Below are 25,987 nucleotides of genomic sequence, written 5' to 3' on the forward strand. Positions count from 1 at the left end.
TATGAGTTTCCAGTGGAATGACAAGGAACCAATTTACCTACAACTGAAAGACCAAATCAGGGACATGATCCTTTCCGGCGATTTACAAGAGGGTGATTCCTTGCCTTCTGTCAGACAAGTGGCCATGGACTACAAAGTCAACCCAATCACCGTTTCAAAATCCTACCAAATCTTGGTTGAGGAAGAACTGGTTGAAAAGAAACGTGGTTTGGGAATGTTCGTGCAAGAAGGTGCGGTAAAGAAACTACAATTCAATGAAAATGAGCAATTTATCAATGAAGATTGGCCTAAAATACTCACCAAAATTAAACATTTAAATGTGGACACCAACCAATTAATTAACTCGTTAAAAGAAATCGGGAGCAATCAATGAGTCAAATATTAACGGCACAAAACGTCAACAAGAAGTTCGGCAACTTCCAGGCACTGAAAGACGTCAACATCAGTATCGATAAAGGCAAAATTGTTGGTTTAATCGGCCCCAATGGCGCCGGCAAAACCACTTTACTGAAATCTGTTTTGGGATTGGACTCATGCGATGGTGATTTGCGTGTTCTAGGTATAGACCCTTTTAAGAAACGCGATGAACTGATGAAAGAAATTTGTTTTATCGCTGATGTGGCCGTTTTACCCAAATGGATCAAAGTCTCTCAATTGTTGAGTTTCACAGAAGACACCCATCCTAATTTTTCAATCGAACAGGCAAAAGCCTTTTTGAAAAAAACCAAGGTCAACATGGATCACAAAGTCAAAGAATTGTCGAAAGGTATGACCGCACAATTACACTTAGCAATTGTGATGTCAATTGATGCCAAATTGTTGGTCCTTGATGAACCGACACTGGGCTTGGATATCTTATTCAGGAAACAATTTTATGACAACTTACTCAATGATTATTTTGATAATGAGAGAACCATCATCATCACCACCCATCAGGTTGAAGAAATTGAACACATATTAACCGACGTGGTCTTTATCAGAGAGGGTGAAATCGTCTTGGATGCCAACATGGAAGAGCTCAATGAATCTTATTTTGAGGTCATGGTCAGTCAAGAAAACTATCAAGAAGCCCTGAACCACAAACCACTGACCATTCGCAAAGTATTTGGTAAGCACATCATGTTATTCAAATCGAGCTCAAGAGACGTGATCGAAACTTTAGGTGACGTTCAGCGACCATCGGTTTCAGATTTGTTCGTGGCATTGATGCAGGAGGAAGAGGCATGAAAACTTTTAAAGCTTTATTAATAAGAGAATATTGGGAACATCGTGGTGCATTTTTAAAAACACCATTGATAATTGGTATTGTGATGTCGGTGATTTTAATCCTATTCTATTTAACCACTGATCGTTTTGCGATGAAAATGAGCGGTGGTGAATTGGCAGATTTCGGTGCCAAATCTCTGGACAGCGTTGACCCAGCGAAAATACAATTCGGAATAGACGTCTTCATGTTAGGCAGCGCCTCTTTGTATCACTTTGTGCTCTTTTTTATCTTATTTTTCTATATGTTGGGTAGTCTGTATGATGACCGCAAAGATGGCAGCATATTATTTTGGAAGTCATTGCCCATATCAGACACACAAACTGTTTTATCCAAATTAGTGACCGCAACCATTGTGACGCCACTGATCTTTGTTGCTGGAGTCATTGTCAGTCACTTGCTGTTTTTTGTGGTTTTAAGCTTGATTCTGCTTTTATTTGGTATCAATCCTTTTACTGTGTTGTGGGCCAATGTTAATTACATCAACAATTGGGGGGCCTTTACAGTAGGTTGCCTGATGCAAGCGCTGTGGCTATTACCTGTTTATGGCTGGTTCCTGTTTGCCTCATCATTCTCAAAACGCAGACCATTCTTGATAGCGGTATTCGTCCCGGTCATGTTTGGTTTTATTTGGTATTGGTATAATGCACTGGTTAATTTCAATATGTTGCAAGCCGGGGTATTCAAAACGATAGGCATCTACTTAGCAAGAGGCTTCTCACCATTTACTTCAGGTCTTGAATTCAGTGCTGAATCGGTTGATTTTGATGCCACAGAACAAACTGGTTCTGAAGTCATCGTATCAATGATGAACGGTTTCTCTAACCCAGATTTGTACTACGGTGCCGTATTTGGCATCATCATGACTGCTGTGGCCATTTACGTTCGCCGCTTCAGAAACACCACCTAAAACCCCTTAGAATAGAGACTACTTAACCTGTGGTCTCAATTTTGGTACAATAACTCCCAAACAACGGCCAAATTATTTATGGCCGTTTTCTTTTGGGAAAAAAATGGCCAATTACCTCAAATTATTTCAAATACCTGATAACTTCAGATTTCACCGTGGTGGACTAATTGAAGGCGGCATATTGGCCTATGAAACTTGGGGAAAACTGAGTCCCGATAAAAACAATGCGGTTCTGATTCTGACAGGACTTTCAGCTGACTCACATGCTGCCAGTCATTCAGCGCATGACACCGCTGGATGGTGGGAATACATGATTGGCCCTGATAAAGCCATCGACACCAACCAATGGTTCGTTATTTGTGCCAGTTCTTTGGGCAGTTGTAAAGGCTCAACCGGTCCCTGCTCTCCGAATCCAGCCACTGGTCAACCTTATCGTTTTGACTTTCCAGACCTCACTCTAGAAGACATTGCCAATTCCAGTAAAATGCTTTGTGAGTCATTAGGCATTGATCAATTACATGCCACTGTCGGGCCGTCGATGGGTGGTATGACTGCGTTGGCTTTATTACTGAATCACAAAAATTATTCCAGACACCTCATACATATCGCCTCAGGCATGGCCTCACCCCCTTTCAGTACTGCCATTAGATCGCTGCAACGCGAAGCCATATTAAAAGACGAAAACTTCAACAAAGGCTATTATTCTGCCGCCAACTGGCCTGAGGAAGGAATGAAATTTGCCCGTAAAATTGGCATGCTAAGTTACCGTTCTGCAGCTGAATGGCGGGAACGATTTCCGCGTTCTTTGAAGCAAGTTCCTGAGCATGATTTTGGCATCGAGTTTCCAGTGGAAAGTTACCTGGAGCATCATGCCAATCAATTCATCCATAAATTTGATCCCATCAGCTACCTTTACTTATCGCGCGCCATGGATTGGTTCAATGGCGATGCTTATGCCACCAAACAAAGTCAAAATCCACTTCACGGCGTCAACTTGCAATCAGCATTAGTTATAGGGGCGCACACGGATTTATTGTTTCCAGTTGATTTACAACAAGGGCTTTATCAAAAATTGATAGATATAGATTGTTCTGCGCAGCTGAGCATCACGGATTCAATTCAAGGCCATGATGCTTTTCTAGTGGACCAAGATGTGTTTTCAGGATTAGTTGGAGATTACTTAAATCAGACGGTGTGAATGTTTTTCATAGCACGATCCCAATCACCTTTGAGCAGGTTATCCACTTCTTTGACGCATTTGTCAATGCAACGCTCAATCTCAATGGCATCGTTCAAACTGGGTCGACCCAACACCCATGGTGTAACTTTTGATTTATCTCCTGGGTGACCAATACCAATGCGCAAACGCTTAAATTCAGAACCCATACCAGGAATGATGTCACGCAATCCATTGTGTCCGCCGTGACCTCCACCACGTTTTAATTTGGCGGTACCTGCAGGAATATCCAGTTCGTCATAAGCAACCAGGACCTGGTCTATTGGTATGCGATAGAATTTAATAAAAGGAATGACACTTTGACCCGAACAATTCATAAAAGTTTGTGGCTTAACCAGCCATAACTTTTGACCCATGTGGTTGATGGTGGCTACTTCAGCTTTGAACTTTTTTTCTGTCTTAAAGGTTGCATTATGTGTGGCAGCCAGAGCATCAACAAACCAGAAACCGGCATTGTGCCGAGTGGATTGGTATTTTTCACCAGGGTTACCTAAGCCAAAAATGACTTGCATGGGATTATTCAGAGGATACAAGGGTGGTGAGAATCACCACCCTTGATTGAGCCTAAATTAATCTTATTCAGAATCTTTAGACTGCTCAGTTGCTTCAACTTCATCAGCAGCTGGCGCTTCATCTTCAGATACTGCTTCTTCAACCTGACCAATGGCTGAAGTTGACACCACAACGGCATCATGAGAATCATCACCATGGGTGAATGCGACAAGCGCTACACCTTCAGGTAATTTAATATCACTTAAGTGTAAGTTGTCACCGGCGCTGAATTCAGCCACGTCAACTTCAATATACTCAGGCAATGCACCAGGTAAACAAATGATTTCAACTTCATTCATTTGATAATCAATCATCACCTTGCTTGATTTGCCCGCAGGAGATTCTTCACCACCTAAGAAGTGCAGAGGCACTTGCATGGTGATTTCTTGTTTGTCATTCACACGCAAGAAATCCATGTGCATGATGACTGGTTTTGAGGGGTGTCTTTGCACATCTTTCAAGACCACTTTTTGCTTTTTACCACCATCTGCTGAAAATTCAATGATGCTAGAAAAGAAAGCTTCATCTTCAACCATATGGAGCACTTTATTGTGTTCCAAGGTTAAGTTTCTTGGGTCTCTGTCACCGCCGTATAAAACAACGGGTATTAAACCGGCGTGGCGTAAGCGGCGGCTCGCACCTTTCCCTACATCATCACGCAATTCGGCTTCTACTTTAAAAACTGCCATAATATTTATCCTAAATTTTCGTTAATGTCCTTGCGACCAGGACATAAAATAATCGACTTTGTCAATCGATGTACATAGAGCTAACCGATTCTCGATTAGCGATGCGTCTGATTGTCTCGCCCAGCATTTCTGCCACGGACAATTGACGAATTTTTTTACAATCAAGTGCTTCTTGTCTGAGCGGAATGGTATCTGTAACCACCAACTCAGTAAGACCTGAATTCTCAATGTTCTTAATGGCATCACCAGATAATACTGGGTGCACACAATAGGCATGTACCGCTTTCGCATCCCACTCTTTCAGCGCTGTGGAAGCCGCGCACAAAGTACCTGCAGTATCAATCATGTCATCAACAAGAATACAAATCTTATCTTTGACATCACCGATGATATTCATCACCTTTGCCATATTTGGCTTAGGTCTTCTCTTATCAATGATGGCTAACTCACAGCCCAATCGCTTGGCAATGGCTCTGGCTCTAACCACACCACCAATGTCTGGTGATACAATCGTTACCTCCTCACTGTCAAAACGTTGCCACATGTCAGCCAAAGTCAATGGTGATGCATACACATTATCCACTGGTATATCAAAAAAGCCCTGAATCTGATCAGCATGCAAATCGACAGTAAGTACCCGATCCACACCAACCGCTGCAATCATCTTAGCAGCAACTTTAGCTGTAATTGGCACACGAGAAGAGCGTGGTCTTCGATCTTGTCTGGCATAACCAAAATATGGGATCACTGCAGTAACGGTTTTAGCTGATGCACGTTTCAAAGCATCGACCATGACCACCAACTCCATGAAATTATCAGCCGTTGGGCGACAAGTAGGCTGGATTAAAAATATGTCCTGTCCACGGACGTTGTCTCTGATTTCCACAGAAACCTCGCCATCACTGAACCGGCCGACCTTAGCACGTCCCAAAGGAACGCCTAAATTATCAGCAATTTTCTGAGCCAATGCCGGATTGGCATTGCCTGAAAACAACCTGATACCCCGATCAAACATTTTTACTGCCTCTGATAAAAACAATGCCCGCTGACATGAGCGGGCATTACAGTATATGGCTGGGATGGAAGGATTCGAACCTTCGCATGCCAGGATCAAAACCTGGTGCCTTAACCGCTTGGCGACATCCCAATACTTGAAGTACTCTATACAAGTGCTTCGCTTTTGGCGCATAACAATCTACGCCAAAGGCGGCATATTATAACCAGATATTTTTTTATTGCAAAGGCTAAAAACAAAAAAATTAACAAGAATTAAGCTTCTTTTGCCAATGGTTTTGTTAACACCGCCTTACAAACGCATTTGGCCAGTCGATATGCGTCCTCAGCTGCTGATATGTCATCGAACAACACAAACAAGGTTGAACCGCTGCCTGAAAGCCTGATTGGCATGCTTGGACTGAGCTTTTGGTATACATTGTTGACCTCATGATTGGTCTTTAACACCAAAGGGAAAAAATCATTGATCCAAAAACTGGGGCGCTGTAAATAACTGGCTTTTAATGTAGCTTGTGATCGATTCAATGCTTTGTGCTTAAACATTTCGCTGGTGCTGATTGAAGTCTCAGGAAACAACAACAATATGTGTGGGGTATTAAATGCAGTGGGCACCAATACATCACCAATACCAGTGGCTACTGCACTGCTGTTAGATAAGAATACAGGCACATCCGCACCCAGCCTCACACCCAGTTCAGCAAGTGCTTTTTCATGCATACCGCATTGCCAAGCATCGTTGAGAAACTTCAACACCACTGCTGCATTTGAGCTGCCACCACCCAAGCCAGCACCCATTGGTATATTCTTAGTGACCGCAAGCTGCCAACTGGTTGTGTTATTTGCCAGGGGCTTAAGCAGTTGAGCTGCCTTATGTATTAAATTATCTTCTGGTTTCAGTCGTTCAAATCCAGTGATTTTTATTGCATTTGGTTCGGCACTTGTGAAAGGTTTGAACTGAATTTCATCTCCCCAATTGAGAATCTGGAAGCATGTTTGAAGTTCGTGATAACCATCTTGACGTTGACCCAAAATCCTCAGCATGAGGTTTATTTTGGCGGGGCTGAGGAAAGTATGTGTTACCAGTTCCATGATTTAACAGCAATCTTGATGGTGAAATTGTTTTTGCGTGCGGTCATTCTCATGGGCAATATACCTGCTTCAAATGTTTGGAATCGACTGTAAGTGATTTCCCAACCCTGTTCTTGTAAAACAAAATCACCAGAATCATTCTGCTTGAGTTGATTTGTATCATCAAAAGCTTGGCCAATGACCCAAGACTTCAATGCCACCCAAGGCACTGCCCAACCCAGTTGATGACTGATCAGTGAAGTGGCAGACTCAGCATATGACTCTAAACCCTCTGCACTGATGAGTTTTGCACCAGCAGGTGATTCAGCAATCTGCCAACTCTTAACACCCAAGGGTGCTTTCAATTGGGCTGACACAAAACCTTGTTGTTGTTGCCAATTGAGTCGACCAGAACCGCCATCCTGGCCATCAGAAAAAGACATTTTGCCGATGATTTGATAATCCACTGTTACATCAAGTGGCACCCAGCTAGCAACTTTACTGGGTTTGATTGACCGAGGTTGACAAGCTGCTAAAAGCAGTAACAACAATAAAATGAAACTCAGTTTAGACATGATTGATCTTGACCAAGAAAGTGACTGTGATTTAGTAAGGGGAATTATAAGTTGTGTTTGAATTTGATGTACGGCACAGTACCGGTCAAATTATCCACACTGGTCGCTGCATTGTTTTCATTGACACTGCGGCGTGCACCAAATGAGATGGTGCCATCCTTAGTAAAATGCCAATCAACCTGTAAATCCATGGTCGATTGTTCCAGCCTATCATTCATGGTATTACTCATGAAGTCCGACTGGAAAGTGGCGCCAAAACGTTTATTTCTGACTCCCACTCCAAGTCGAGTAGTTTGGAGCTGATCTTGGTACAAACCCACTAAATCGCCACCAACTCGACCCATTCCCACATCAAAACCCAAGCGCCAGTTTTGACTGATGTTGAGCACAGAGGAAACACCCAGTTGATAACCTGCTAAATCTGAATCAGATTGGTTATTGAGGTAGCTGCTGCGGTTGAAACCGTTTAATAATTGGTTATCATCTGACTCTATAACATTCAAACGCAAAGACAACCAATCAGCAAATTTCATTCCAACCACTAATTCCTGCCCAAAGACACCTGAATCATTGGTCGTTAAATGATAACCTTTGTCGTGTTGCTGCAAAAAGTCATAACCGTTAGTTGTGTTCGAATTGAGGGAGTTTTGAAAGAAATCATCAGGTTCGCTGAATCGAGGGTTGCTGCTGGTCAGGGATTTACTGGTGGATAAATCAAATGGTTTAAAGGTCTTTAAATCATCAGCAATCACGACGGAGCAAAAGCTAAATGCTAAAAACCCAACAACCGTTTTAAATGACCTGTGTGACACCTTCTTACCCCAAAATGCTACTGAAACTATAAGACCGCTCAAAAATGAATTAGTTTCACTTTAAATTATAATAACAAACAGATTTAAAAAGAACAAGCAATATCATAAAGATATAACGAATTCTTAAAAAACAACACAAACTATGTGAATCGGGTCACAATTCTAACCTTTTGCTTGGGTATTTTGCCAATATATTTTGGCCATTTGCATGGCTTTTTCCATGATAGTACCCGCTGCATATTCACCGCCAACCAGCACACCAGCAGGTTGCTCCATCAGTACTTCCATAGCCTCACCAATATGGGCCACTGCATGAATTGAGAATAAGCCGTCTTTACAGGCTTGTTGCACATCATGCCGCAACATCAGCTCACCTGCATTTGACTGTGGAATGATCACCCCTTGTTTACCTGTCAAACCACGGTGATGACAGGTATCAAAAAAACCTTCAATTTTTTCATTCACCCCGCCAATGGCTTGAACCCGACCATGTTGGTCAATCGCACCGGTCATGGCAAAGCCTTGATTGATTGGAATCTGAGTCAAAGCAGATATCAAACAACAAAACTCAGCGCCCGATGCTGAATCACCATCAATACCACCATAACTTTGTTCAAAAGCGATAGACGCTGAGAAAGTCAGGGGGTGTTCCACCGGTAACATGTAGCGCAATAAACCACCTAAAATGTGAAAGCCTTTGGTGTGAATTGATCCTGATTTACCGGCCATGCCCTCAATGTCAATAACCCCAGCTCGGCCTGGTCCAATGGTGGTTGTTAAGCGTGAAGGAAAGCCATAAACAATTGGCCCAGCATGAATCACTGCTAAACCATTGATTTGTCCAACAGTGTAGCCCTCAGTATCTAAATTGATGGTGCCATCTTGAAGCCGTTCTTGAAATTTTCTGGAAGAGAGCCCTGCCCGTTTTTTGGTTCTTTTGATGGCATCAGACACATGTGTACCTGTGACCACCCGCTTGTTCTCTTTACTGGCTAGAAAATGCGCCTCACGAGCCAAGTCAGCCACCCGCGAGAATTTAGCAGTGAGCTTTTCGTCTTGCGAGCAAACTCGAGCACCATGCTCTATTAATCTAGCGACCGCAGCCGCATTGAATGGCATCAAGCCATCCTCTTCGATGATTTTAGCGATGATACCAGCGTAATTATTAAAACCTTCTTGATCACGATCAATCACTGAATCAAAGTCCACTAAAACCTTGAATAATTCTGGGAAATCAGGGTCGTTGTTGTCCAACATGTAGTAGAGACTTGAGTCACCAATTAATATCACCCTGATATTCACAGGAATGGGTTCAGGTTTCAAAGATGCCTTACCAAATGGCCAGCTCATCTCAGCAGGCACTATTTCTAACAGCTCATTCTTAATGGTTCTGATTAGGGTTTTCCAAGCACCAGGTTCGGCCAAAAGTTCACGCGCATCAACCACTAAATAACCACCGTCAGCGCGCAATAAAGAACCGCCAACGATGCTTTGATGATCAGCCATCTCCGGTCCCTTTTCGCCCCACTTACTTTCAATTGAGCCCAATAAGTTTTGCATCGAAGGGACGCGCTCGATTACCACTGGACAATTGCTGCTGTCGTCCAATGCCAACAACAAATTGACTGAATAGCGTTCAGCAGGATTGATGTTTTGGGCATTTTTATAAAAGAATTGTTCAATTAAATCGGCCTTGACTGCCGCCAAATATTCAGCCACTTTGGCATGACTGAATGCAGATTCAAACTTTGCAATTTCGTTATCAATGAGATCTGAAACGTGGTTCTCCAACAGATTGGTCACTTCAATATTGGCCGCTTCACGTATTTCATTGACCGAACGCCCCAATTCTTCTAATTTTTTACTGTAGATTTGTTGTGCTTGCATCAGTTCTTTTTGCAGTTTGTCATCAATGGCTTTGGCTGCTATTTTCTGTTGCCATGCATTGGGATCTAATACTTCACCTTCAACAACTGGCGCAATCAAAGTTTGCTGGCCTTGTTGGGTGTTGATATTGATCATGGCCAAGGAATGTTGGCTCAACTCTTTTTCAAACGGTTGAGTTAACTGCTCAACTTGGCTGTTAAGTTGTTCTTCTAACCGTGTTTTTTTTGTTTGCAGCTCATCTGACTCAAGTGACTTTTGGATGTCCTCTGCAATGAACTTGGCCAAGCTTTGCATCATGCGTTCAAACTTACGACCATCACCAACCGGAAGACTGATTAAATTGGGCCGATCCGGTTGTTTAAAATTGGTAACGTAGCAGTGTTCAAGCTTGTTGACAACCTGTGGGTTGACCTCTTGCAAGATTTTAGAAACCATGCTCATTCGACCGGTGCCACTGAGCCCCCTGATAAAAGCGTTCTGACCGTAAGCGTGACACTCGATGGCAAATTTCAGCGCCTCTAGGGCATCATCTTGACCGATGATGACCTCAACAGGCGCCACTTCTTTGGTGTTTTTAAAGCCAAGATCACTGGCATCACATTGCCACCTTACTTGTTGCCATTTGAGTTTTGTATGTTCAGTCATAATAAAAAACGAGTCATTTGTTTAGAACTATTGGGCATAATAAACGATATTACTTGCATGATTGATTTTTTTTACCTAAAGTTTGCCTTTTTTAACATCAAATAATGGTGATATTTTGAACACGTGGGTGGTATTGAAGTTCGGCGGCTCGTCTGTCTCTAATTTGGCCAAATGGAAAGTCATTTTGGCAACAGTCAAACAGCGATTGGCCGCTGGATACAAAGTGGTTTTGGTGCACTCGGCGGCGCAGGGTTTGACTGATTTACTGACCAAAAAAATCACCAACAATGATGACATCTATACACCCTTTAAAGACAAACTAAACACCCTTTGCAAAGAACTTAAAGTCGAATTACAACTGGTTTCTGAACAATTAAAGAAACTTAAATCATTGGTGGAAAAACCAACCCTAGACTTGTGGCAACAAGCAGAACTCCTGGCGCTGGGTGAACAGTGCACACATGTACTGGGGGTGGCTTATTTAAATACCCAAATAGAAACAGCAAGCCTTGATCCAAAATCATGCTTGATCAGCTCTACTGATGATCAAAGAAGCACTGAATCTCAAATTCTGTCGGCCAAATGCCGGGTCGCAAGAAACGACATTCTGAGTGAAAAACTGACTGAAAATTTTTATGTCATGCCAGGTTTTTATGTCAGTAACTGCAACCACAAAACCGTTTTATTAGGCCGCGGCGGTTCAGACACCAGTGCGGCTTACATGGCGGTGTTATTGCATGCCAAGCAACTTGAAATTTGGACTGATGTGCATGGCATATTCAGTGCCAACCCACACAGCATTCCGAGCGCCCGACTGCTGCTTAAACTGGGCTATCAAGAAGCAAGAGAAATCGCTGCCAGTGGCGGTAAGGTATTACATCCGCGCTGTATTTTACCAGTTGAGCAACACAACATTCCGTTATTGATTAAAAACACCAATGATCCAGAAAAGGTCGGTACTGTATTGGCGCATGAATACAGCCCCACCAAACCCAGAGTCTCAGCCATCAATGCCCGCCATCAAGTCACATTGGTCTCTATGGAATCGATCAATATGTGGCATCAAGCTGGATTTATGGGTGATATCTTTGCCATTTACAAAGAACTCGGATTGTCTATAGATTTGGTTTCAACGGCTCAGACCAACGTCACCATATCGTTGGATAACATGGATAACGTACTGACAACATCCAAACTGAAGGCGCTCAAAGACGCATTGAGTACCCTGTGTGAGGTGACCGTGATTAAAAACTGTTCAGCAGTGACTTTGGTTGGTTATCGCATCCGTGCTTTGGCTGATAAAATTGCGCCCGTGTTGTCCAGCTATGCCGATCAACGCGTACACATCACAACCCAATCATCCAATGACTTAAACCAAACATTTGTGGTTGATGAGGACCAAGCCGATAAATTGGTGCGTGCTTTACATGAAGTGTTGATCATTGAAGACAAAGAAATTGATGATTTTGGCCCCACTTGGACTGAGCTGGTACAAGAAAAACAAGCCAAGCCAACAGTCACCACCGCTTGGTGGCAAAACCAAGCCAGTGAGTTGTTATCTATCGCTCAAGAACACTCACCCTGCTATGCCTATCATTTGCCCACCATCAAAGGACAAATCGAACAAATCAAAAAACTGTCTGCCGTGGATCGATTTTACTATGCCAGTAAAGCCAACTCACATCCGGATGTTTTACGTTTCATGTACCAAAATGGAGTTTGCCTAGAAACGGTCTCTCCCATGGAAATTCAGAGGGTACAATCAGTGTGTCCCGAAATCAGTCCTCAGCACATTCTATTCACACCCAATTTTGCACCCATTGATGAGTACCGTGATGAAATAGAAAAGGGCATTCACGTCACCATTGATAACCCCTCGCTGCTGTTCGACTATCCTGAGATTTTTAAGCACAAAGCAGTGATTTTACGCTTGGATCCGGGTCATGGCAGCGGCCATCATCGTTATGTACGAACTGCCGGGGTACATTCAAAGTTTGGCATCCCTGCTGATGACGTTGAGCGGGTTGCTGAGTTCTGTGAAAAAAATCAAATCTCAGTCATTGGCTTACACGCTCACTCTGGCAGTGGCATATTGGACCACAGCAATTGGGCCAGAATTGCTGACTATCTTGGTAGTTGTTTGCCACACTTTCCAGAGGTTGAAATCATCAACGTGGGCGGTGGCCTGGGCATCAGAGAAAACCCAGGTGATTTGGGTTTGGATTTGTTACAGCTCAATACCGCACTGTTGGCCTTCAAAGCCGATCACCCAAACATCAAAATATGGATGGAGCCAGGTCGATTCTTGGTGGCACATTGTGGTGTACTTATGGCTAAAGTGACGCAGACCAAGTGGAAAGGTAAGCAAGGCTATATTGGTATTGAGACTGGCATGAATTCTTTGATAAGACCGGCTCTTTATGGCGCCTGGCACAACATCGTCAATTTATCCAAAATCAATGATGCACACGAATACACCGCCAACATTGTTGGCCCGATGTGTGAGACGGGTGATGTACTTGGGATTGATAGAAAAATGCCAAAAACACAAGTTAAGGACGTTTTATTGATAGCCAATGCTGGCGCTTATGGTGCGGTGATGGCTTCCAACTACAATTTAAGGGCACCAGCCAAGGAAATAATCATCAAATAAGCCAACAGAACAGGAACTGCGTCACTTTTTATGGCCTAAGACATAAAAACATTATTTTTAACTCAAAACATAAGCAAAAATTTGCTATAAAAGGATTAAGAAGAAAAAAAATAAACTACAATTGAAATCAAAACTCACAATCATCACTTATTTCTTGGTCTGCAGCGGCGTGGCACAGAGCCAACTGTTTCGTGAAGTGACCGTCCAATCCAACCTCAGCTTCAACCACACCAACAACGCAGACCGCCGTGGCGAACCAACCGAAATTGCCGCTGGCGGTGCTGTCGAAGATTACGATTTCGATGGCTATCCCGACTTCTATCTCGTTGGGGGCAGTGATCAACACAATGCCCTGTTTCGAAACCAAGGCGATGGCAGATTTGTTGATGTGGCAGCCATTACCAATGTTGACCTGTTTGATGTCCTGAGTTCAGGACCTGTTTTTGCTGATGTTGACGGTGACTACGATTTAGATCTATTGGTATTCTCAATCAACAAAGCAGGGCAGCTAACGCCTAATACTGGTGACAGCATTGAAAACCGAGTGAGGCTATTCATTAATCTGGGTAATGGCAGCTTCATGGAGTCAATGACTTCTGGTTTCAATTCCGGTATGCCCAGTTTCAGCGGAACATTGGGTGATTTAGATAAAGACGGTGATTTGGACTTATTCATGACCCATTGGCATGCCGATGAAACCACCAGCAAACAATTGATATGGGAAAATGATGGCAACGGCCAATTCAGCGACGTCACTATCGACTATCTTGGCTTGAGCCAAAATGCCAATTTTGATCGCTGGACCTTCACCCCAAATCTAACTGACATCAACAATGATGGCTGGCTGGATGTGCTTTTAACCTCGGACTTTGGTACTAGCAGAATTTTTTACAGCACTGGCTTAACAAATGGCGACCCCCGCTATATCATCTCACAACCGCCCTTTATCACCGATGAGAATGGCATGGGCGCTGCCTTGGCAGATTATGACAATGATGGCGATTTAGACTGGTTTGTCACCAGCATTTGGGATCCCAATGGCGATGCTGAGGCCAATTGGGGCATCTCTGGCAACCGCCTATACCGCAACACCGGAACAGGCAGCACAATTGATGGCTTTGAAGATGCCACTGATGAAGCTGGTTTACGCTTTGGGTATTGGGGATGGGGCGCTTGCTTTGCAGATTTCAATAATGACGGACACCTTGACCTTTATCACGAAAACGGTTTTCCCAACGAAAACTTTGCCTTGGAGTTCCTGGAAGATCCGGCACAATTGTATTTATCAACTGGCAATGGTGCTTTCATTGAAGCGGCTGCTAGCAATGGTTTGAATCACACGGGACAAGGCCGCGGTGTCAGCTGTGTTGATTACGACCTTGATGGAGATTTAGATATTCTCATGATGCCCAATGATGCCGCATACCGCCTTTATGAAAACATCAACAACAATGGCAACCACTACCTTGGGGTTAAACTTTTTGACAATACTTCAAATACCCACGCCTACCACGCAAAGATCAGCCTTGAAACCGCTTCCTTGACACAAACCAGAGAAGTTTCTGGCGGTAACAACTATGTTTCCAACAACCCGATAACCCAGCATTTTGGTTTGGGAGAGGACACCACGGTCAATCAACTCAACATCACCTGGCCAGATGGAACTGCCAAACAAATCACCAATAACATCAACACCAACCAAGTAATCAGTGTCGGAAGGTATTGTCACACCCGCTTCATGACCCAGGCCTATGTCACAGCAACACCACAAACTGTCGCCCTAACCGTTCACGCCCACAACCTAGATGGTAGCCCTTTGAATGACAAAGAAATCAGCATGAGTATTTCTCAGGGGCCCAATACAGGGGTCAGCAACAGTGATTTCACCGATTCAAATGGCATGGCTGTTTTTTCAGTCGACCATACCAGCTTCGGCACCGATAGAATCACATTTGAACTGACACAAGACAATGAAACTCAAATCTGTAAAGCACTGATTAAATGGCAAAACGATATACTTTTTGCTGATGGATTTGATTGATTCAAGATCCCACCAAATCGAAAAACCAGCAACAGCAGCAATTACATCCACAGGATTTTCACTGATTGGTGGTTAACATCATCCCTCAGATGCTTGGATGTTGTGGTGTGAATCCGCACCTCAAGTCATGCAGTTAACCCAATTAAAATTTTTATTATATGAAAAATTTCGTTTTCAAAATTTGTCTTATTTGCTCAATAAGCTTTTCAACTTACGCGCAGCCTGTACCTGATTCAGCTGCCGATGAACATGAGTTACAAATTGGTATCGCTGGGGTAGGGAGTGAATCTGTCTATGTTGGCGGTGATAGTCAAACCCGTTTTTTTCCAGCCATAGATTATCAGTACAAGCGTTTTTACTTTCAAGCCGGAGACATCGGCTTTAATCTGATAGATAACAAAGCTTGGGAAGTTAATTTTGGCATGGGTTTCAATTTGGCTGGCGACATTGATCGCGGTGACAGCAGGTTATTGCAAGACCTACCAAATTTAAGTTTTCCAATCAGTGCTTTCGTCTCAGCTCAATACAAAACCAAGTTCGGTCTATTCACTGTCAAACATGACAATGAAATCAACAACAAACACGATGGTCATTCATCCAGCCTCAGCTATGCTGCACCGATCTTTAAAAATAATTGGTTGTTGATGCCATCGCTCAGCTATCAGTATCACAGTGCCGAGGTGGTCAATTACTTTTACGGTGTGAATACAGCAGATGCAACCGAACGATTTGACGCTTATCAGACAGGCTCAGTAAATAACATCCAGTTAAGTTTTTTGGCATTGCGAGAGATTAATGAAAAATGGTCATTTGTAGGCAACGTTCAGAGCGAATTCTATGGTGATGAAATCAGCAACAGCCCAATTGTTGATGATGACCAAAGATTGTCTTTGTTTGTTGGTCTGCTGTACAAAGTATTCTGAATCAATCAACCGCTTCTAACATTGACCTCAGGCCCGATTCTAATTGCGCTTTGAGGTCGTTATTCAAAGCCTTATCTTGGTAAGACAACCAAAAAACATCATCGGCATAATGCCCAAAAGTGCCAATTTTAGCAGCGTGTACAACGATGCCCAGCTGGACAAATAATTGTGTGATATTAACCAATAAGCCTGCGTAATCATTGCACTTTATATCAAGCCTAGTCTCTGCCTCAGTCCGCCCAGATGCTAACCTGATTTGTGGCTCCTCTTCGAAGATCTTTTCTTTGCGAGAAACCACCAAGGCTCTGTTTTTGGGTTGTGAGTTTTCTTGCCCGAGGACTTGTTTCAGCGCCCGTACCAATTGTTCAAGATCCACAGCATCCATGTCAGCCAGGCAATGAAAGTAATCCAACACATACCGTTCAGCACCACTGTAAATGCGCGCGCTGACCACATTTATTTGAAACTCAGCAAACACTTCCACCACTTGATTGAAAAGGCCCAGTTTATCCAAACCATAAAGCATGATTTCAAAACCGTCTGGGTAAGTATCGGTGACACAAACGGCGTGAGATGATTCACTCTCAGATATGGCTTGGCTGACTTTGGCAATTTGTTCAGGTGTTGAGAAGTCAAAGAAACGATTGGGGAAGTCGCGCCACAAATTTACCACAACTTGGTGATGTGCTTGATCCAATAATTGGATGGCATCGTCTTTGGTTTGTTCGGTGAGCTCATGGTCTTTTTGTTGCAGGAATTGACTCGTCCTTTGGTACAACTCTTGCAGTAAACCGTCTTTATAGGAGTTCCACAATTTTGGATCAGTGCCTGATATATCAGCCACTGTCAGAATATAAAGGTGATCCAAACAGCTTTGTGTTCCGACCAAATCAGCAAACTGCTCTATCACTTGAGCATCACTGATGTCTTGTTTTTGGGCCACCACAGACATGATTAAGTGGTACTTAACCAACCAAACCAATAATGCTGCATCATCCTCTGGCAAAGCAAATGATTGACTGAACAATTCAGCTTCATTAGCACCTTCTATGGCATGGTCACCACCCCGCCCTTTACCAATGTCATGAAAGAAACCAGCCAAATTCAAAACATAGGGCCGCTTAATCCTTGTTGCGACATTATGGGCAAAAGGGTGTTTTTTATCAGATAAAAATATTTGTCGGATGTTTCGCAACACAAATAATGTGTGTTGGTCGACGGTGTACATATGAAATAAATCAAATTGCATGCGTCCTACTATCCGCTCAAAAACAGGTAAATAAGCCGCCAACACACCCAGTGCGTTCATTAACTCCAATTGTCTGAAAACCAAGTTACGGTGTTTGAAAATATTGAGAAAACGAATTTTGTTGGACTCATCTCGCTTGAATTCATCGTCAATAAGGTACGTATGTTGACTGATTAAACGCAAGGTGTTGGCACGAATTCCGTGTACTTGGGGGTTTTGTTGGTAATGATGAAAGACATCAAAAATAGCACCCGGGCGTTTAACAAATATTTCATTGTCTGTGACATCTAAATACTGGTTGATGATGCAGAATTCACTGCTTATCTCTGTCATCAGTTGTTCAGTTTGGGTTTGCAGGATGTTCTCTTCAAACAACTGCAACAAACTCATATTCAACTGTTCCAGTCGCATCGCATTGCGGTAGTATGATTGCATGAACTTTTCCACCGCCAAAGATTTTTCATCGTCTTCAAAACCAAATGTTTTGGCCAGTGCTTTTTGATGACCAAACAACAAGCGATCCTCCTTTCTGCCAGCCAATAAGTGTAAGGCATAGCGAATTTTCCATAATTTTCTGCGGCCTTTTTGTAATTGGATGTATTCCTCAGGCAATAAAAATCCAACGTCAACCAAACCATGCATGGAAGACACATGAAAATGCCTTTGTGCCACCCAAGTCACCATTTGGATATCACGCAAACCACCCTGTCCTTCTTTGATGTTGGGCTCCAGATTGTAAGCTGTGTCGCCCCATTTCTTATGGCGATTTTTCTGCTCTTGGAATTTGGCTTGAAAAAAGTCCTTTCCTGACCACATGTAGCGATCATTGATGCGGTCAAACATGGCATTGTAGACCTGATGCTCGCCTTGTAAAAAACGCCCTTCCATCAGGTTGGTTACCACTGAAAGGTCTTGCTCAGCCAATTGTACCGATTCATCAACCGTTCTTACCGCATGCCCAATATCCAATCCCAAATCCCACAGGTCTTGAATGAACTCGCTGAGTTTATCCTCCGGCATGGTTTGGTGGTATAGCACCAGTAAATCAACATCTGAATGAGGCTGTAGGTCACCTCGGCCAAAACCACCTACCGCAACCAGTGCCAAATGGTGTTCATCCAATTGGTGTTTGAGCCACAAAGCCAAAATGAATTGTTCAACTACCCAAGCCCTAGTCTTAACCAGCCGAGAGATGTTTTGCCACTCGTAGAAGGCCGTGTTTATTTTGGCATCTGCCGCTTGCAGTAGTTTTTTTGAGGCCGCAATGCTTTGGGTTTTAACCGCTGCCAGATCAGTTAAATCTAAATAGTCATCGGCATGGTCTGGTGGCGCCAATAAAGCCATTGATTACAGCGGGAAATTGGGTGATTCGGTCAACACGTCGAAACCATCTTTTGTCACAGCGATGGTGTGTTCAAATTGTGCCGACAAACTGCGGTCTTTGGTCACCACGGTCCAGCCATCGCCTAATAATTTACTGTGCCGTTTACCGATGTTAATCATCGGTTCAATGGTGAAGGTCATGCCCTCTTCTAACACCAATCCAGTGCCTGCTCGACCATAATGTAAAACCTGTGGGTCCTCATGAAATGTTTGACCAATACCATGACCACAGTACTCATAAACCACCGAAAAGCGGTTTTTGTAGGCCAATGCTTGTATGGCTGCGCCTATATCACCCAAGCGAACGCCGGGTTTGACCATTTGGATACCGGTTTTCATCGCTTGATAAGTCACATCCACCAGCTTCTTAGCACGCTGTTTTGGCTCACCGACATAGTACATGCGCGAGGTATCGCCGTGCCAGCCGTCTTTAATGACAGTGACATCGATGTTTATGATGTCACCGTCTTTAAGAATCTTCTTTTCATCTGGGATACCATGACAAATCACTTGATTGACTGAAGTACAAATCGATTTAGGAAATCCTCGGTAATTAAGTGGCGCAGGAATACACTTTTGCACTTCCACAATGTGGTGATGACAAATTTCATCCAACTCTAAGGTAGACACGCCGGGTTTGACGTGATCACCAATCAAATCCAGCACCTCAGCCGCATTTTGTCCTGCTGCGCGCATTTTTTCGATTTGTTCCGGTGTTTTGATAACTACGGCCATAATTTTGTTTATACATAGAATGTGAGTAATGGGATGAAATTTTAGCTTATTTTCTCTAAACTATCACCTATTCTACTTATTGTTATGAATTCTTAAATGCAATACCCATTTACTCGAAAGCGGCGCTTGCGTGTTTCGCAAAGCATTCGCAACCTGGCACAAGAACATACCATTGATGTCAATGACTTGATTTGGCCAGTGTTTATCCTTGATGGCTTTAACCGCACTGAAACCATCGAATCAATGCCCGGCGTTGAGCGAGTCAGCGTTGATGTGTTATTGGAACGCTTGGTTCCGCTGCATCAAAAAGGTCTGAATGCCATCGCTTTATTCCCAGTCATAAATGAGCAATATAAAACCGATGATGCCGCTGAAGCTTGGAACCAAGAAGGCTTGGTTCAAAAAGCAATTAAAACCATCAAATCAACCTTGCCTGAATTAGCAGTAATCACAGATGTGGCATTGGACCCTTATACGTCACACGGTCAAGACGGCATCATCAATGAAAAAGGTGACATTCTCAATGATGTGACCATCAAAGCCTTGGTGATGCAAGCCTTATCACACGCCAAAGCAGGTGCGGATGTGGTGGCCCCCTCAGACATGATGGATGGCCGAGTCAGCGCCATACGCGCAGCACTGGAAGATAAAAAGCACCACAACACCTTGATTCTTTCCTATGCGGCAAAATACGCCTCGGTATTCTATGGCCCTTTTCGTGATGCCGTTGGTTCCGCTGCTAATTTAGGCAAAAGCGCTAAAGACACTTACCAAATGAATCCAGCCAATGCGCTGGAGGCCATTGATGAAATTGCCATGGATATTGATGAAGGGGCTGATATGGTGATGATTAAACCAGGTATGCCTTATTTAGATATCATCAAAACGGCCAAAGATCATTTCAATGTGCCCATCTGTGCCTATCAAGTTTCAGGTGAGTATGCCATGATTCAGAGTGCCATAGACAACGGCTACCTGGATGAACAAAAAGCCATCATGGAAGCCTTGTTGTGCTTTAAACGGGCTGGCACCGATGCCATCTTGACTTACTATGCCGATCGTGTGACTGCATGGCTGAGTCAATAAGGACCCACCGTCTGGGCCTGTTTGGTCATCCGGTTAAACACAGCCAGTCACCCAAAATCCACCAAGGTTTTGCTGCCCAATTTGGGATTGAATTGGACTATGAATTGATGGATGTCACAGCAGCTGAGTTACCTGAAGCTTTTGCATTATGGATATCGCAGGCTCAAGGTTGTAACATCACAGTCCCGCACAAAACCAACATCATGCCATTGCTCGACCATTACACTGAGAAAGCCCACTTGGCACAAGCAGTTAACACCGTATTTTGGCGTGAGGGTCAATTATGGGGTGATAACACCGATGGTGATGGCCTCATCATGGACTTGAAAACCAAAGGCATGCTGCTCCAAGGTGCCAGGGTTCTTATCATTGGGGCTGGTGGAGCGACTCAAGGCATCATTCCAAGCCTGTTAGAACAGGGAGTTGATGAGATTCAAATAATCAACCGCAATCAACAAAAAGCCGAAAAACTGGCAGCACAATTCGACCGTTGTTCAAATTTTGAAGTTGCAACTGACGCGCCTTTTGACTTGATTATCCACGCCACATCCATGGGCCATCAAGGTTTATGCCCAGATTTGGATCCAAGCTGGTTTGATCAAAACAGCATGGCATATGACTTGAGCTATGGAGCCGCTGCTCAACCTTTTTTATTTGCTGCACAAGAAACTGGGGCATGTGTCGTTTATGATGGTCTGGGCATGCTGTATGGACAAGCAGCGCTGGCATTTAACATCTGGTTTGCTAAAAAGCCTGAAATCACTTTGACTTAGCATCAACTGGCAAAACCTTTTTATTGAACTCGCATAAATCAACAATCACACATTCGCCACACAATGGTTTACGTGCTTTGCACACATAACGACCATGCAAAATCAACCAATGGTGGGCATCAAGCAAAAATTCATCAGGAATCAAGCGCATCAAGCGCTTTTCAACCTCTAACACGTTTTTACCTGGGGCGATTTTGGTGCGATTAGAAACTCGGTAAATATGGGTATCAACCGCCATTGCGGGTTGGCCAAAAGCGGTGTTCAAAATGACATTGGCGGTTTTTCGTCCCACCCCTGGCAAGGACTCCAGATCAGCCCGATTGTCAGGTACAACTGAGTCAAATTTTTCGATTAAAATTTGACATGTTTGGATGATGTGCTTAGCTTTGGAATTAAATAAACCGATGGTCTTTATGTACTCTTTCAGCCCGTCTTCGCCAAGGGCTAAAATGGCCTCAGGGGTATTGGCGACTGGAAATAGTTTACAAGTTGCTTTGTTCACGCCGACATCAGTTGATTGGGCCGATAGGGCCACTGCCACCAGCAGCTCAAATGGTGTCGAGTATTCTAACTCAGTGGTTGGTTTGGGGTTGATCGCTCGCCAACGACTGAAAATTTCTGTTCTTTTGTCTTTGTTCATTGTGGTTCCTGATCAGATTCTTTGGTTGTAATTTGCGCAACCTGTTCTCTCAATTGGTGGTTAAACGTTAATATTTCAGTCATATTTGTATTCAGTTCATTGATACAAAGCAATAAATCATTGATGGTTTGCTGTTCATTTTGTGCCAACTGATCAAATGAAAAAGAGCAGCTTGAATCAGGGTTATCCGACAGATTTTTTGGCTGGCTTGTTGGTTGATCTGGATTTAACTGCTTTGACATTTCCTGATTTTCTGCAGTAATTCGCGCCACCTCCTGTTGTATCTGTTGTGCCATCTGTTGTAACTTTGCCGGCACTTCGTTTGCTGGTTCAAGGCACCGCCAAAATTCACGGTTCTGAAACCGAATTGACTTCATCGTTTTGAGACCAAAACCAGACAGCAGTCCTGCAGCGGATAAAATCAAATCCACTTCAGTCATCATAACAACCAAATCTTTGAAGTTTTCATCCTCGAAATCAGGTAATTGTGGAATATGCACCATTTTCTTCATGGCATCTTTTTGCGAACTTCGCAGAGCGACAACACCAGCAATTTTTGCCACAAAGTCATCACTGTAAAATACATCGGAATCAAGATTGATGTTGATGTCAGCGTGGGCCTTGGCCATTAATCGCGACAGTTGATCCAAGGCATAAAATCGACAAAATGCATGACCATCAAAAGGCGCTTTCAGCAAAAAGGGCAACTCACCCTGTAATGCATAACACCATTGAACCAACTCATAGGCATCCCAGTAATCTGCATCATGCCGATGATCTGCTGCAATGTGCTTGCGCTGTGATAAGTATGCATGCAAGGAGTTTCGGTCAATGTGGATGATGGTGGCATCGGGAAATTCAGCTTTTAACCAAGCCAACCTGAAATCCATACGATTAAACTGCAACACCGGAACTTGAGGTGATGACAACTCAATTAAATGGTTGATGTAATTCTTCAACTCCCTGTATCTTTGCCCTGACTCCAAATAAAGTTGTTCTGTGGCAAACCGACTGCTGTGGTATTTTTCATAATTAGGGTGCTGGCGATAAGTAGACCAATAATCCTCAATGCCTACATGACTTGTCTTTGGTCGAACATGTTTAACTGCGGCAGTTAGTTGCGGGTGTAAGGGTTCATACCAAGCACAAAACCCATCCAACTGATCGAATAATTGCCACAGAAAAGAAGTCCCAGATCGGAACCTGCCGGTAATAAAAATGGGATTTTTATACTCAGTCATGAGCAAACTTAATCCAATCAACTGCCAACCCAACCAAGCGCATGTCATCAGAACCGAAAGCTTCTGCATGGCTTGCTACTGTTGGTAGTTCAAACTCAAGCCGAACCAGACCATTATTTTTAATTAAGTCAGCATCACATCGAAATGCCAAGACCCTCACCACTCCTGTGTCTTGAGTTTGCCATTGGACAGATAAACCGTTCAATTTAATTGTTAACTGTTCCAGTGCATCAACACTGATGGCATTGATGATACGGATCGTGACGTTGTAATTTTGGCTAACCAACCAAAAATCAATGCTTGCACTGCGGCCAGGGCCGGTCCAACGAAAAAATGCTGCCTCTGGCTGCATCAGTTCACGTCGATGCCATTGGCTGCCCAGTAAGATACCTGCAAAATCATATTCAATTGAGGTTTGTAATTCGCCATCGAAATGCCGCTGATACGCTAAATCTAACAATTCATCAGTGCTTTGTTCGGTTGCAGTGCGCAGGGATTCAAGTTGTTTGCACATCTGTTCGTATTGATCATTGAATCGCACTTCAGCAAATTCATAAAGCTTTGTGTCATGTTGGTTCACTTGCTTTAGGCAGTTTTTTTCGGCATCTGTTAATGGGGTTTTCTCAGCCACTGTATTGAGCTTTTGTGAAGGGCCTACAGGAGGCCATTTTTTGACAAAACACAGCAATTGCATTGACTGATCAAATTTCTCCTGGATACCAAACCAAAGACAATTTTTGATGAATTCTTGTGCCCGCAACAAACGTGCATCATCTGTTAAATCTGATTCAGATTGCTGCATCACAGATGCCAGGTAATCAATGGTTTCAGTGGCTAAAAAAACCTCTTGGGCTGCTGGATCCTCTGTAAAATCAAATGATATGTTTCGGATCATTCTATTTTCGACCAATGGTTTGGTTTGCGGATGATCAAGAAACTCAGCAAAGGTCATCTCATTGTTGACCACCCACTGATGAACTTTGGTGTTTTTTTCCCGCAAAACATACTGATAAGTCGAACGCGCCAACTCAACAGGATCTCTTAAAATGGTCAAGTATTCGATTGGCCTATCAGTTAATACTTTAACGCCACCACCACCAAAATGCCCTCGATACAAGTCAAACCTGTGATTATAAGTTGGTGTTATGGCTTTGACTTCTCGCCACAGCTGATAAGGAAAGATGCTCTGGTGGTGAAAAAAACGGTCTAATAAAACAATGAAACTGGTGCCTGCCGTTTTTGGCACATGAGTAAAATAAGTAACAGGAGTGCCTTTGTGTCGCTTGAGCTGTGAAAACCAGTGACTAAACCAAGCCTTCATATGCTTCTTGCAGCCGTTTGGCATAATTTTCAGGGCTGAAAAACTCTACCCGCTGTTGGCCTTTTTTAATCATCTCCAAGCGCAAATCAGGGTTCTCAATTAATTTATCCAGTTGTTCCCTGATGTCGGTGAATTTATAAGGGTCGACATACAAAGCAGCATCACCACCCACCTCAGGCAGGGAGGACACATTGGAGCAAATGACTGGACAATTGTTCTGCATGGCCTCTAAAACGGGCAAACCAAAACCTTCATACAGCGATGGGAATACCATGCAGAAGGCATTGGAATAAAGCATCGCTAGCTCTTCTTCAGTGACATAATCCAACATCACGTACTCTTTTTTCTTCAGGTAACTTTTCAAACCCACCAGTTGTGAGTCTGACATCCAGGCTTTGTGACCGACAATGGCTAATTTATAGCCTTTTTTGATGTAGGCAAATGCTCTGATTAGTTGCTTGATATTCTTTTTGGGTTCAATGTTACCAACAAACAAGATGTATTTCTGTGCCGTTAATTTTTTCGACTCTAAATAAACTGCTGCATCATTCTGGTTGACCTCAATGTCTGCACCTTTGAAAGACTGATAAGTGACTTTTATTTTTTCCTCAGGCACGCCATAGATCTCCATGATGTCTTTTTTGGTGTGTTCTGAAACTGATAAAATCAAATCAGATGACTCTGCTGCCCACTTAAATAATTGATAAAAATGCTCTTTGAGGTCGAGCGTAGTGAACGGTACTTTCAATGGTATCAAGTCATGGATGGTTACTACTGTTTTCGCGCCGTGCACTTTCAATGGCCATGGTGTAGTCAGATGAAATACATCGATGTTGTTCTTCGGCTTGATGTTGGTTATTTTTTTGGTGGCCGCAAATAACCTGTTTGCAATGTGAAAAACATCACCAATGTTTTCAATGTAATTGTATTTAACGCCACCGACATGAGACAGGTAGTTCTCCGGATCAGGCTCCGTGATTTTGGGCACCACTAAGTTGCCTTTGCGCTTTCTGAACAAATAGCTGATGGCTTTGAGGTTGCGTAACCATTGGTAGTTAAACATAGATTGAGGCCTCACTTCCTCTTGGTCGAATAAGGTCACCTCATCAATCAATGCATCTTTACCTGAGACATATTGGTTGTCCAGAAGCACCCCAACGTCATGTCCCAATAACTCATAAGCATCCAACAGCGTCATGCCATAAGTTTTAATACCTGAACCTTTTTTCAGCCCCAAATTAAAGCCATCCACTAATATTTTAAGATTTTTGTCCATTTCACTACCACAC

22 protein-coding genes and 1 tRNA gene are annotated in these 25,987 nt (G+C 43.3%); 9 read left to right on the forward strand and 14 right to left on the reverse strand.

Annotation, left to right across the window (positions count from 1 at the left end; all coding sequences use genetic code 11):
• The first annotated feature begins 1 nt into the window (after position 1).
• From QNI24_RS05635 to metX, 4 genes are all read left to right on the forward strand, one after another.
• Complete coding sequence (locus QNI24_RS05635; RefSeq protein ID WP_267175451.1) at positions 2–373, forward strand: GntR family transcriptional regulator; 372 nt, start codon at positions 2–4, stop codon at positions 371–373.
• Positions 370–1,227, forward strand: coding sequence for an ABC transporter ATP-binding protein (locus QNI24_RS05640; RefSeq protein WP_267175450.1), 858 nt, complete (start codon positions 370–372; stop codon positions 1,225–1,227). Before QNI24_RS05635 ends, QNI24_RS05640 begins: the two co-directional genes overlap by 4 nt.
• On the forward strand, positions 1,224–2,174 hold the full coding sequence (locus tag QNI24_RS05645; protein WP_267175449.1) for a hypothetical protein: 951 nt from the start codon (positions 1,224–1,226) through the stop codon (positions 2,172–2,174). The genes QNI24_RS05640 and QNI24_RS05645 overlap by 4 nt, the downstream gene beginning before the upstream one ends.
• 103 nt (positions 2,175–2,277) lie before the next feature.
• The gene (metX, locus tag QNI24_RS05650) at positions 2,278–3,372 is read left to right on the forward strand and encodes a homoserine O-acetyltransferase MetX (RefSeq protein ID WP_267175448.1); all 1,095 of its coding nucleotides are present in this window, start codon (positions 2,278–2,280) and stop codon (positions 3,370–3,372) included.
• Here metX and pth read toward each other — a convergent pair.
• From pth to QNI24_RS05690, 8 genes are all read right to left on the reverse strand, one after another.
• Complete coding sequence (pth, locus tag QNI24_RS05655) at positions 3,360–3,923, reverse strand: aminoacyl-tRNA hydrolase (RefSeq protein WP_267175447.1); 564 nt, start codon at positions 3,921–3,923, stop codon at positions 3,360–3,362. The two genes, metX and pth, sit on opposite strands and share 13 nt — an antisense overlap.
• 63 nt (positions 3,924–3,986) lie before the next feature.
• Complete coding sequence (locus tag QNI24_RS05660; RefSeq protein WP_267175446.1) at positions 3,987–4,652, reverse strand: 50S ribosomal protein L25/general stress protein Ctc; 666 nt, start codon at positions 4,650–4,652, stop codon at positions 3,987–3,989.
• A gap of 61 nt (positions 4,653–4,713) precedes the next feature.
• Positions 4,714–5,667, reverse strand: a complete 954-nt coding sequence (locus tag QNI24_RS05665; protein WP_267175445.1) for a ribose-phosphate diphosphokinase — start codon at positions 5,665–5,667, stop codon at positions 4,714–4,716.
• Between the two features lie 56 nt (positions 5,668–5,723).
• A tRNA-Gln gene (locus tag QNI24_RS05670) sits at positions 5,724–5,799 on the reverse strand.
• A 122-nt stretch (positions 5,800–5,921) separates the two neighbouring features.
• Positions 5,922–6,755 (reverse strand): 4-(cytidine 5'-diphospho)-2-C-methyl-D-erythritol kinase, encoded by an 834-nt coding sequence (ispE, locus tag QNI24_RS05675; RefSeq protein ID WP_267175444.1) that lies wholly within the window; start codon positions 6,753–6,755, stop codon positions 5,922–5,924.
• The gene (gene lolB / locus QNI24_RS05680) at positions 6,743–7,309 is read right to left on the reverse strand and encodes a lipoprotein insertase outer membrane protein LolB (RefSeq protein WP_267175443.1); all 567 of its coding nucleotides are present in this window, start codon (positions 7,307–7,309) and stop codon (positions 6,743–6,745) included. Before lolB ends, ispE begins: the two co-directional genes overlap by 13 nt.
• A gap of 44 nt (positions 7,310–7,353) precedes the next feature.
• A complete protein-coding gene (locus tag QNI24_RS05685) occupies positions 7,354–8,061 on the reverse strand; it encodes a hypothetical protein (protein ID WP_267175442.1) in 708 nt (235 codons plus the stop codon).
• 222 nt (positions 8,062–8,283) lie between these two features.
• A complete protein-coding gene (locus tag QNI24_RS05690) occupies positions 8,284–10,653 on the reverse strand; it encodes a Lon protease family protein (protein WP_267175441.1) in 2,370 nt (789 codons plus the stop codon).
• A 115-nt stretch (positions 10,654–10,768) separates the two neighbouring features.
• Between QNI24_RS05690 and QNI24_RS05695 the strand changes: the two genes are divergently transcribed.
• From QNI24_RS05695 to QNI24_RS05705, 3 genes are all read left to right on the forward strand, one after another.
• A complete protein-coding gene (locus QNI24_RS05695) occupies positions 10,769–13,306 on the forward strand; it encodes a bifunctional aspartate kinase/diaminopimelate decarboxylase (RefSeq protein WP_267175440.1) in 2,538 nt (845 codons plus the stop codon).
• 121 nt (positions 13,307–13,427) lie between these two features.
• The gene (locus tag QNI24_RS05700; protein WP_267175439.1) at positions 13,428–15,347 is read left to right on the forward strand and encodes a CRTAC1 family protein; all 1,920 of its coding nucleotides are present in this window, start codon (positions 13,428–13,430) and stop codon (positions 15,345–15,347) included.
• Between the two features lie 158 nt (positions 15,348–15,505).
• The gene (locus QNI24_RS05705) at positions 15,506–16,270 is read left to right on the forward strand and encodes a MipA/OmpV family protein (RefSeq protein ID WP_267175438.1); all 765 of its coding nucleotides are present in this window, start codon (positions 15,506–15,508) and stop codon (positions 16,268–16,270) included.
• A gap of 1 nt (position 16,271) precedes the next feature.
• Here the strand turns inward: QNI24_RS05705 and glnD are convergent, their stop codons facing one another.
• Positions 16,272–18,863, reverse strand: a complete 2,592-nt coding sequence (gene glnD, locus QNI24_RS05710) for a [protein-PII] uridylyltransferase (RefSeq protein ID WP_267175437.1) — start codon at positions 18,861–18,863, stop codon at positions 16,272–16,274.
• A gap of 3 nt (positions 18,864–18,866) precedes the next feature.
• Complete coding sequence (gene map / locus QNI24_RS05715; protein ID WP_267175436.1) at positions 18,867–19,637, reverse strand: type I methionyl aminopeptidase; 771 nt, start codon at positions 19,635–19,637, stop codon at positions 18,867–18,869.
• 96 nt (positions 19,638–19,733) lie between these two features.
• On the opposite strand from map, the gene hemB reads away from it, so the two are divergent.
• Positions 19,734–20,723 carry a porphobilinogen synthase gene (gene hemB, locus QNI24_RS05720; protein WP_267175435.1) on the forward strand — a complete coding sequence of 330 codons (990 nt, stop codon included), beginning with the start codon at positions 19,734–19,736 and terminating at the stop codon, positions 20,721–20,723.
• Entirely contained in the window at positions 20,708–21,496 is a 789-nt protein-coding gene (aroE, locus tag QNI24_RS05725; protein ID WP_267175434.1) for a shikimate dehydrogenase, read from the forward strand. The genes hemB and aroE overlap by 16 nt, the downstream gene beginning before the upstream one ends.
• Here aroE and nth read toward each other — a convergent pair.
• The 4 genes from nth to QNI24_RS05745 are packed head-to-tail and all read right to left on the reverse strand — an operon-like array spanning position 21,483 to position 25,974.
• On the reverse strand, positions 21,483–22,136 hold the full coding sequence (gene nth, locus QNI24_RS05730; protein WP_267175433.1) for an endonuclease III: 654 nt from the start codon (positions 22,134–22,136) through the stop codon (positions 21,483–21,485). The genes aroE and nth overlap by 14 nt on opposite strands.
• On the reverse strand, positions 22,133–23,377 hold the full coding sequence (locus QNI24_RS05735) for a sulfotransferase (RefSeq protein WP_267175432.1): 1,245 nt from the start codon (positions 23,375–23,377) through the stop codon (positions 22,133–22,135). The genes nth and QNI24_RS05735 overlap by 4 nt, the downstream gene beginning before the upstream one ends.
• Positions 23,370–24,698: a hypothetical protein gene (locus QNI24_RS05740; RefSeq protein ID WP_267175431.1), complete on the reverse strand. Its 1,329-nt coding sequence runs from the start codon at positions 24,696–24,698 to the stop codon at positions 23,370–23,372. Before QNI24_RS05740 ends, QNI24_RS05735 begins: the two co-directional genes overlap by 8 nt.
• Positions 24,682–25,974 carry a glycosyltransferase family 4 protein gene (locus QNI24_RS05745; RefSeq protein WP_267175430.1) on the reverse strand — a complete coding sequence of 431 codons (1,293 nt, stop codon included), beginning with the start codon at positions 25,972–25,974 and terminating at the stop codon, positions 24,682–24,684. The genes QNI24_RS05740 and QNI24_RS05745 overlap by 17 nt, the downstream gene beginning before the upstream one ends.
• Between the last annotated feature and the right edge of the window lie 13 nt (positions 25,975–25,987).

It is taken from the genome of Marinicella marina (assembly GCF_030065545.1).
In the GTDB taxonomy this organism is placed as follows: domain Bacteria; phylum Pseudomonadota; class Gammaproteobacteria; order Xanthomonadales; family Marinicellaceae; genus Marinicella; species Marinicella marina.

What these genes read in the sequence shown, in the direction of transcription:
- QNI24_RS05690 (WP_267175441.1), bottom strand. Translation starts at nt 10,653, where the DNA reads ATGACTGAACATACAAAACTCAAATGGCAACAAGTAAGGTGGCAATGT.
- QNI24_RS05735 (WP_267175432.1), bottom strand. Translation starts at nt 23,377, where the DNA reads ATGACTGAGTATAAAAATCCCATTTTTATTACCGGCAGGTTCCGATCT.
- QNI24_RS05635 (WP_267175451.1), top strand. Translation starts at nt 2, where the DNA reads ATGAGTTTCCAGTGGAATGACAAGGAACCAATTTACCTACAACTGAAA.
- ispE (WP_267175444.1), bottom strand. Translation starts at nt 6,755, where the DNA reads ATGGAACTGGTAACACATACTTTCCTCAGCCCCGCCAAAATAAACCTC.
- QNI24_RS05745 (WP_267175430.1), bottom strand. Translation starts at nt 25,974, where the DNA reads ATGGACAAAAATCTTAAAATATTAGTGGATGGCTTTAATTTGGGGCTG.
- QNI24_RS05645 (WP_267175449.1), top strand. Translation starts at nt 1,224, where the DNA reads ATGAAAACTTTTAAAGCTTTATTAATAAGAGAATATTGGGAACATCGT.
- metX (WP_267175448.1), top strand. Translation starts at nt 2,278, where the DNA reads ATGGCCAATTACCTCAAATTATTTCAAATACCTGATAACTTCAGATTT.
- aroE (WP_267175434.1), top strand. Translation starts at nt 20,708, where the DNA reads ATGGCTGAGTCAATAAGGACCCACCGTCTGGGCCTGTTTGGTCATCCG.
- QNI24_RS05640 (WP_267175450.1), top strand. Translation starts at nt 370, where the DNA reads ATGAGTCAAATATTAACGGCACAAAACGTCAACAAGAAGTTCGGCAAC.
- QNI24_RS05705 (WP_267175438.1), top strand. Translation starts at nt 15,506, where the DNA reads ATGAAAAATTTCGTTTTCAAAATTTGTCTTATTTGCTCAATAAGCTTT.
- map (WP_267175436.1), bottom strand. Translation starts at nt 19,637, where the DNA reads ATGGCCGTAGTTATCAAAACACCGGAACAAATCGAAAAAATGCGCGCA.
- hemB (WP_267175435.1), top strand. Translation starts at nt 19,734, where the DNA reads ATGCAATACCCATTTACTCGAAAGCGGCGCTTGCGTGTTTCGCAAAGC.
- lolB (WP_267175443.1), bottom strand. Translation starts at nt 7,309, where the DNA reads ATGTCTAAACTGAGTTTCATTTTATTGTTGTTACTGCTTTTAGCAGCT.
- QNI24_RS05660 (WP_267175446.1), bottom strand. Translation starts at nt 4,652, where the DNA reads ATGGCAGTTTTTAAAGTAGAAGCCGAATTGCGTGATGATGTAGGGAAA.
- QNI24_RS05740 (WP_267175431.1), bottom strand. Translation starts at nt 24,698, where the DNA reads ATGAAGGCTTGGTTTAGTCACTGGTTTTCACAGCTCAAGCGACACAAA.
- pth (WP_267175447.1), bottom strand. Translation starts at nt 3,923, where the DNA reads ATGCAAGTCATTTTTGGCTTAGGTAACCCTGGTGAAAAATACCAATCC.
- nth (WP_267175433.1), bottom strand. Translation starts at nt 22,136, where the DNA reads ATGAACAAAGACAAAAGAACAGAAATTTTCAGTCGTTGGCGAGCGATC.
- QNI24_RS05665 (WP_267175445.1), bottom strand. Translation starts at nt 5,667, where the DNA reads ATGTTTGATCGGGGTATCAGGTTGTTTTCAGGCAATGCCAATCCGGCA.
- glnD (WP_267175437.1), bottom strand. Translation starts at nt 18,863, where the DNA reads ATGGCTTTATTGGCGCCACCAGACCATGCCGATGACTATTTAGATTTA.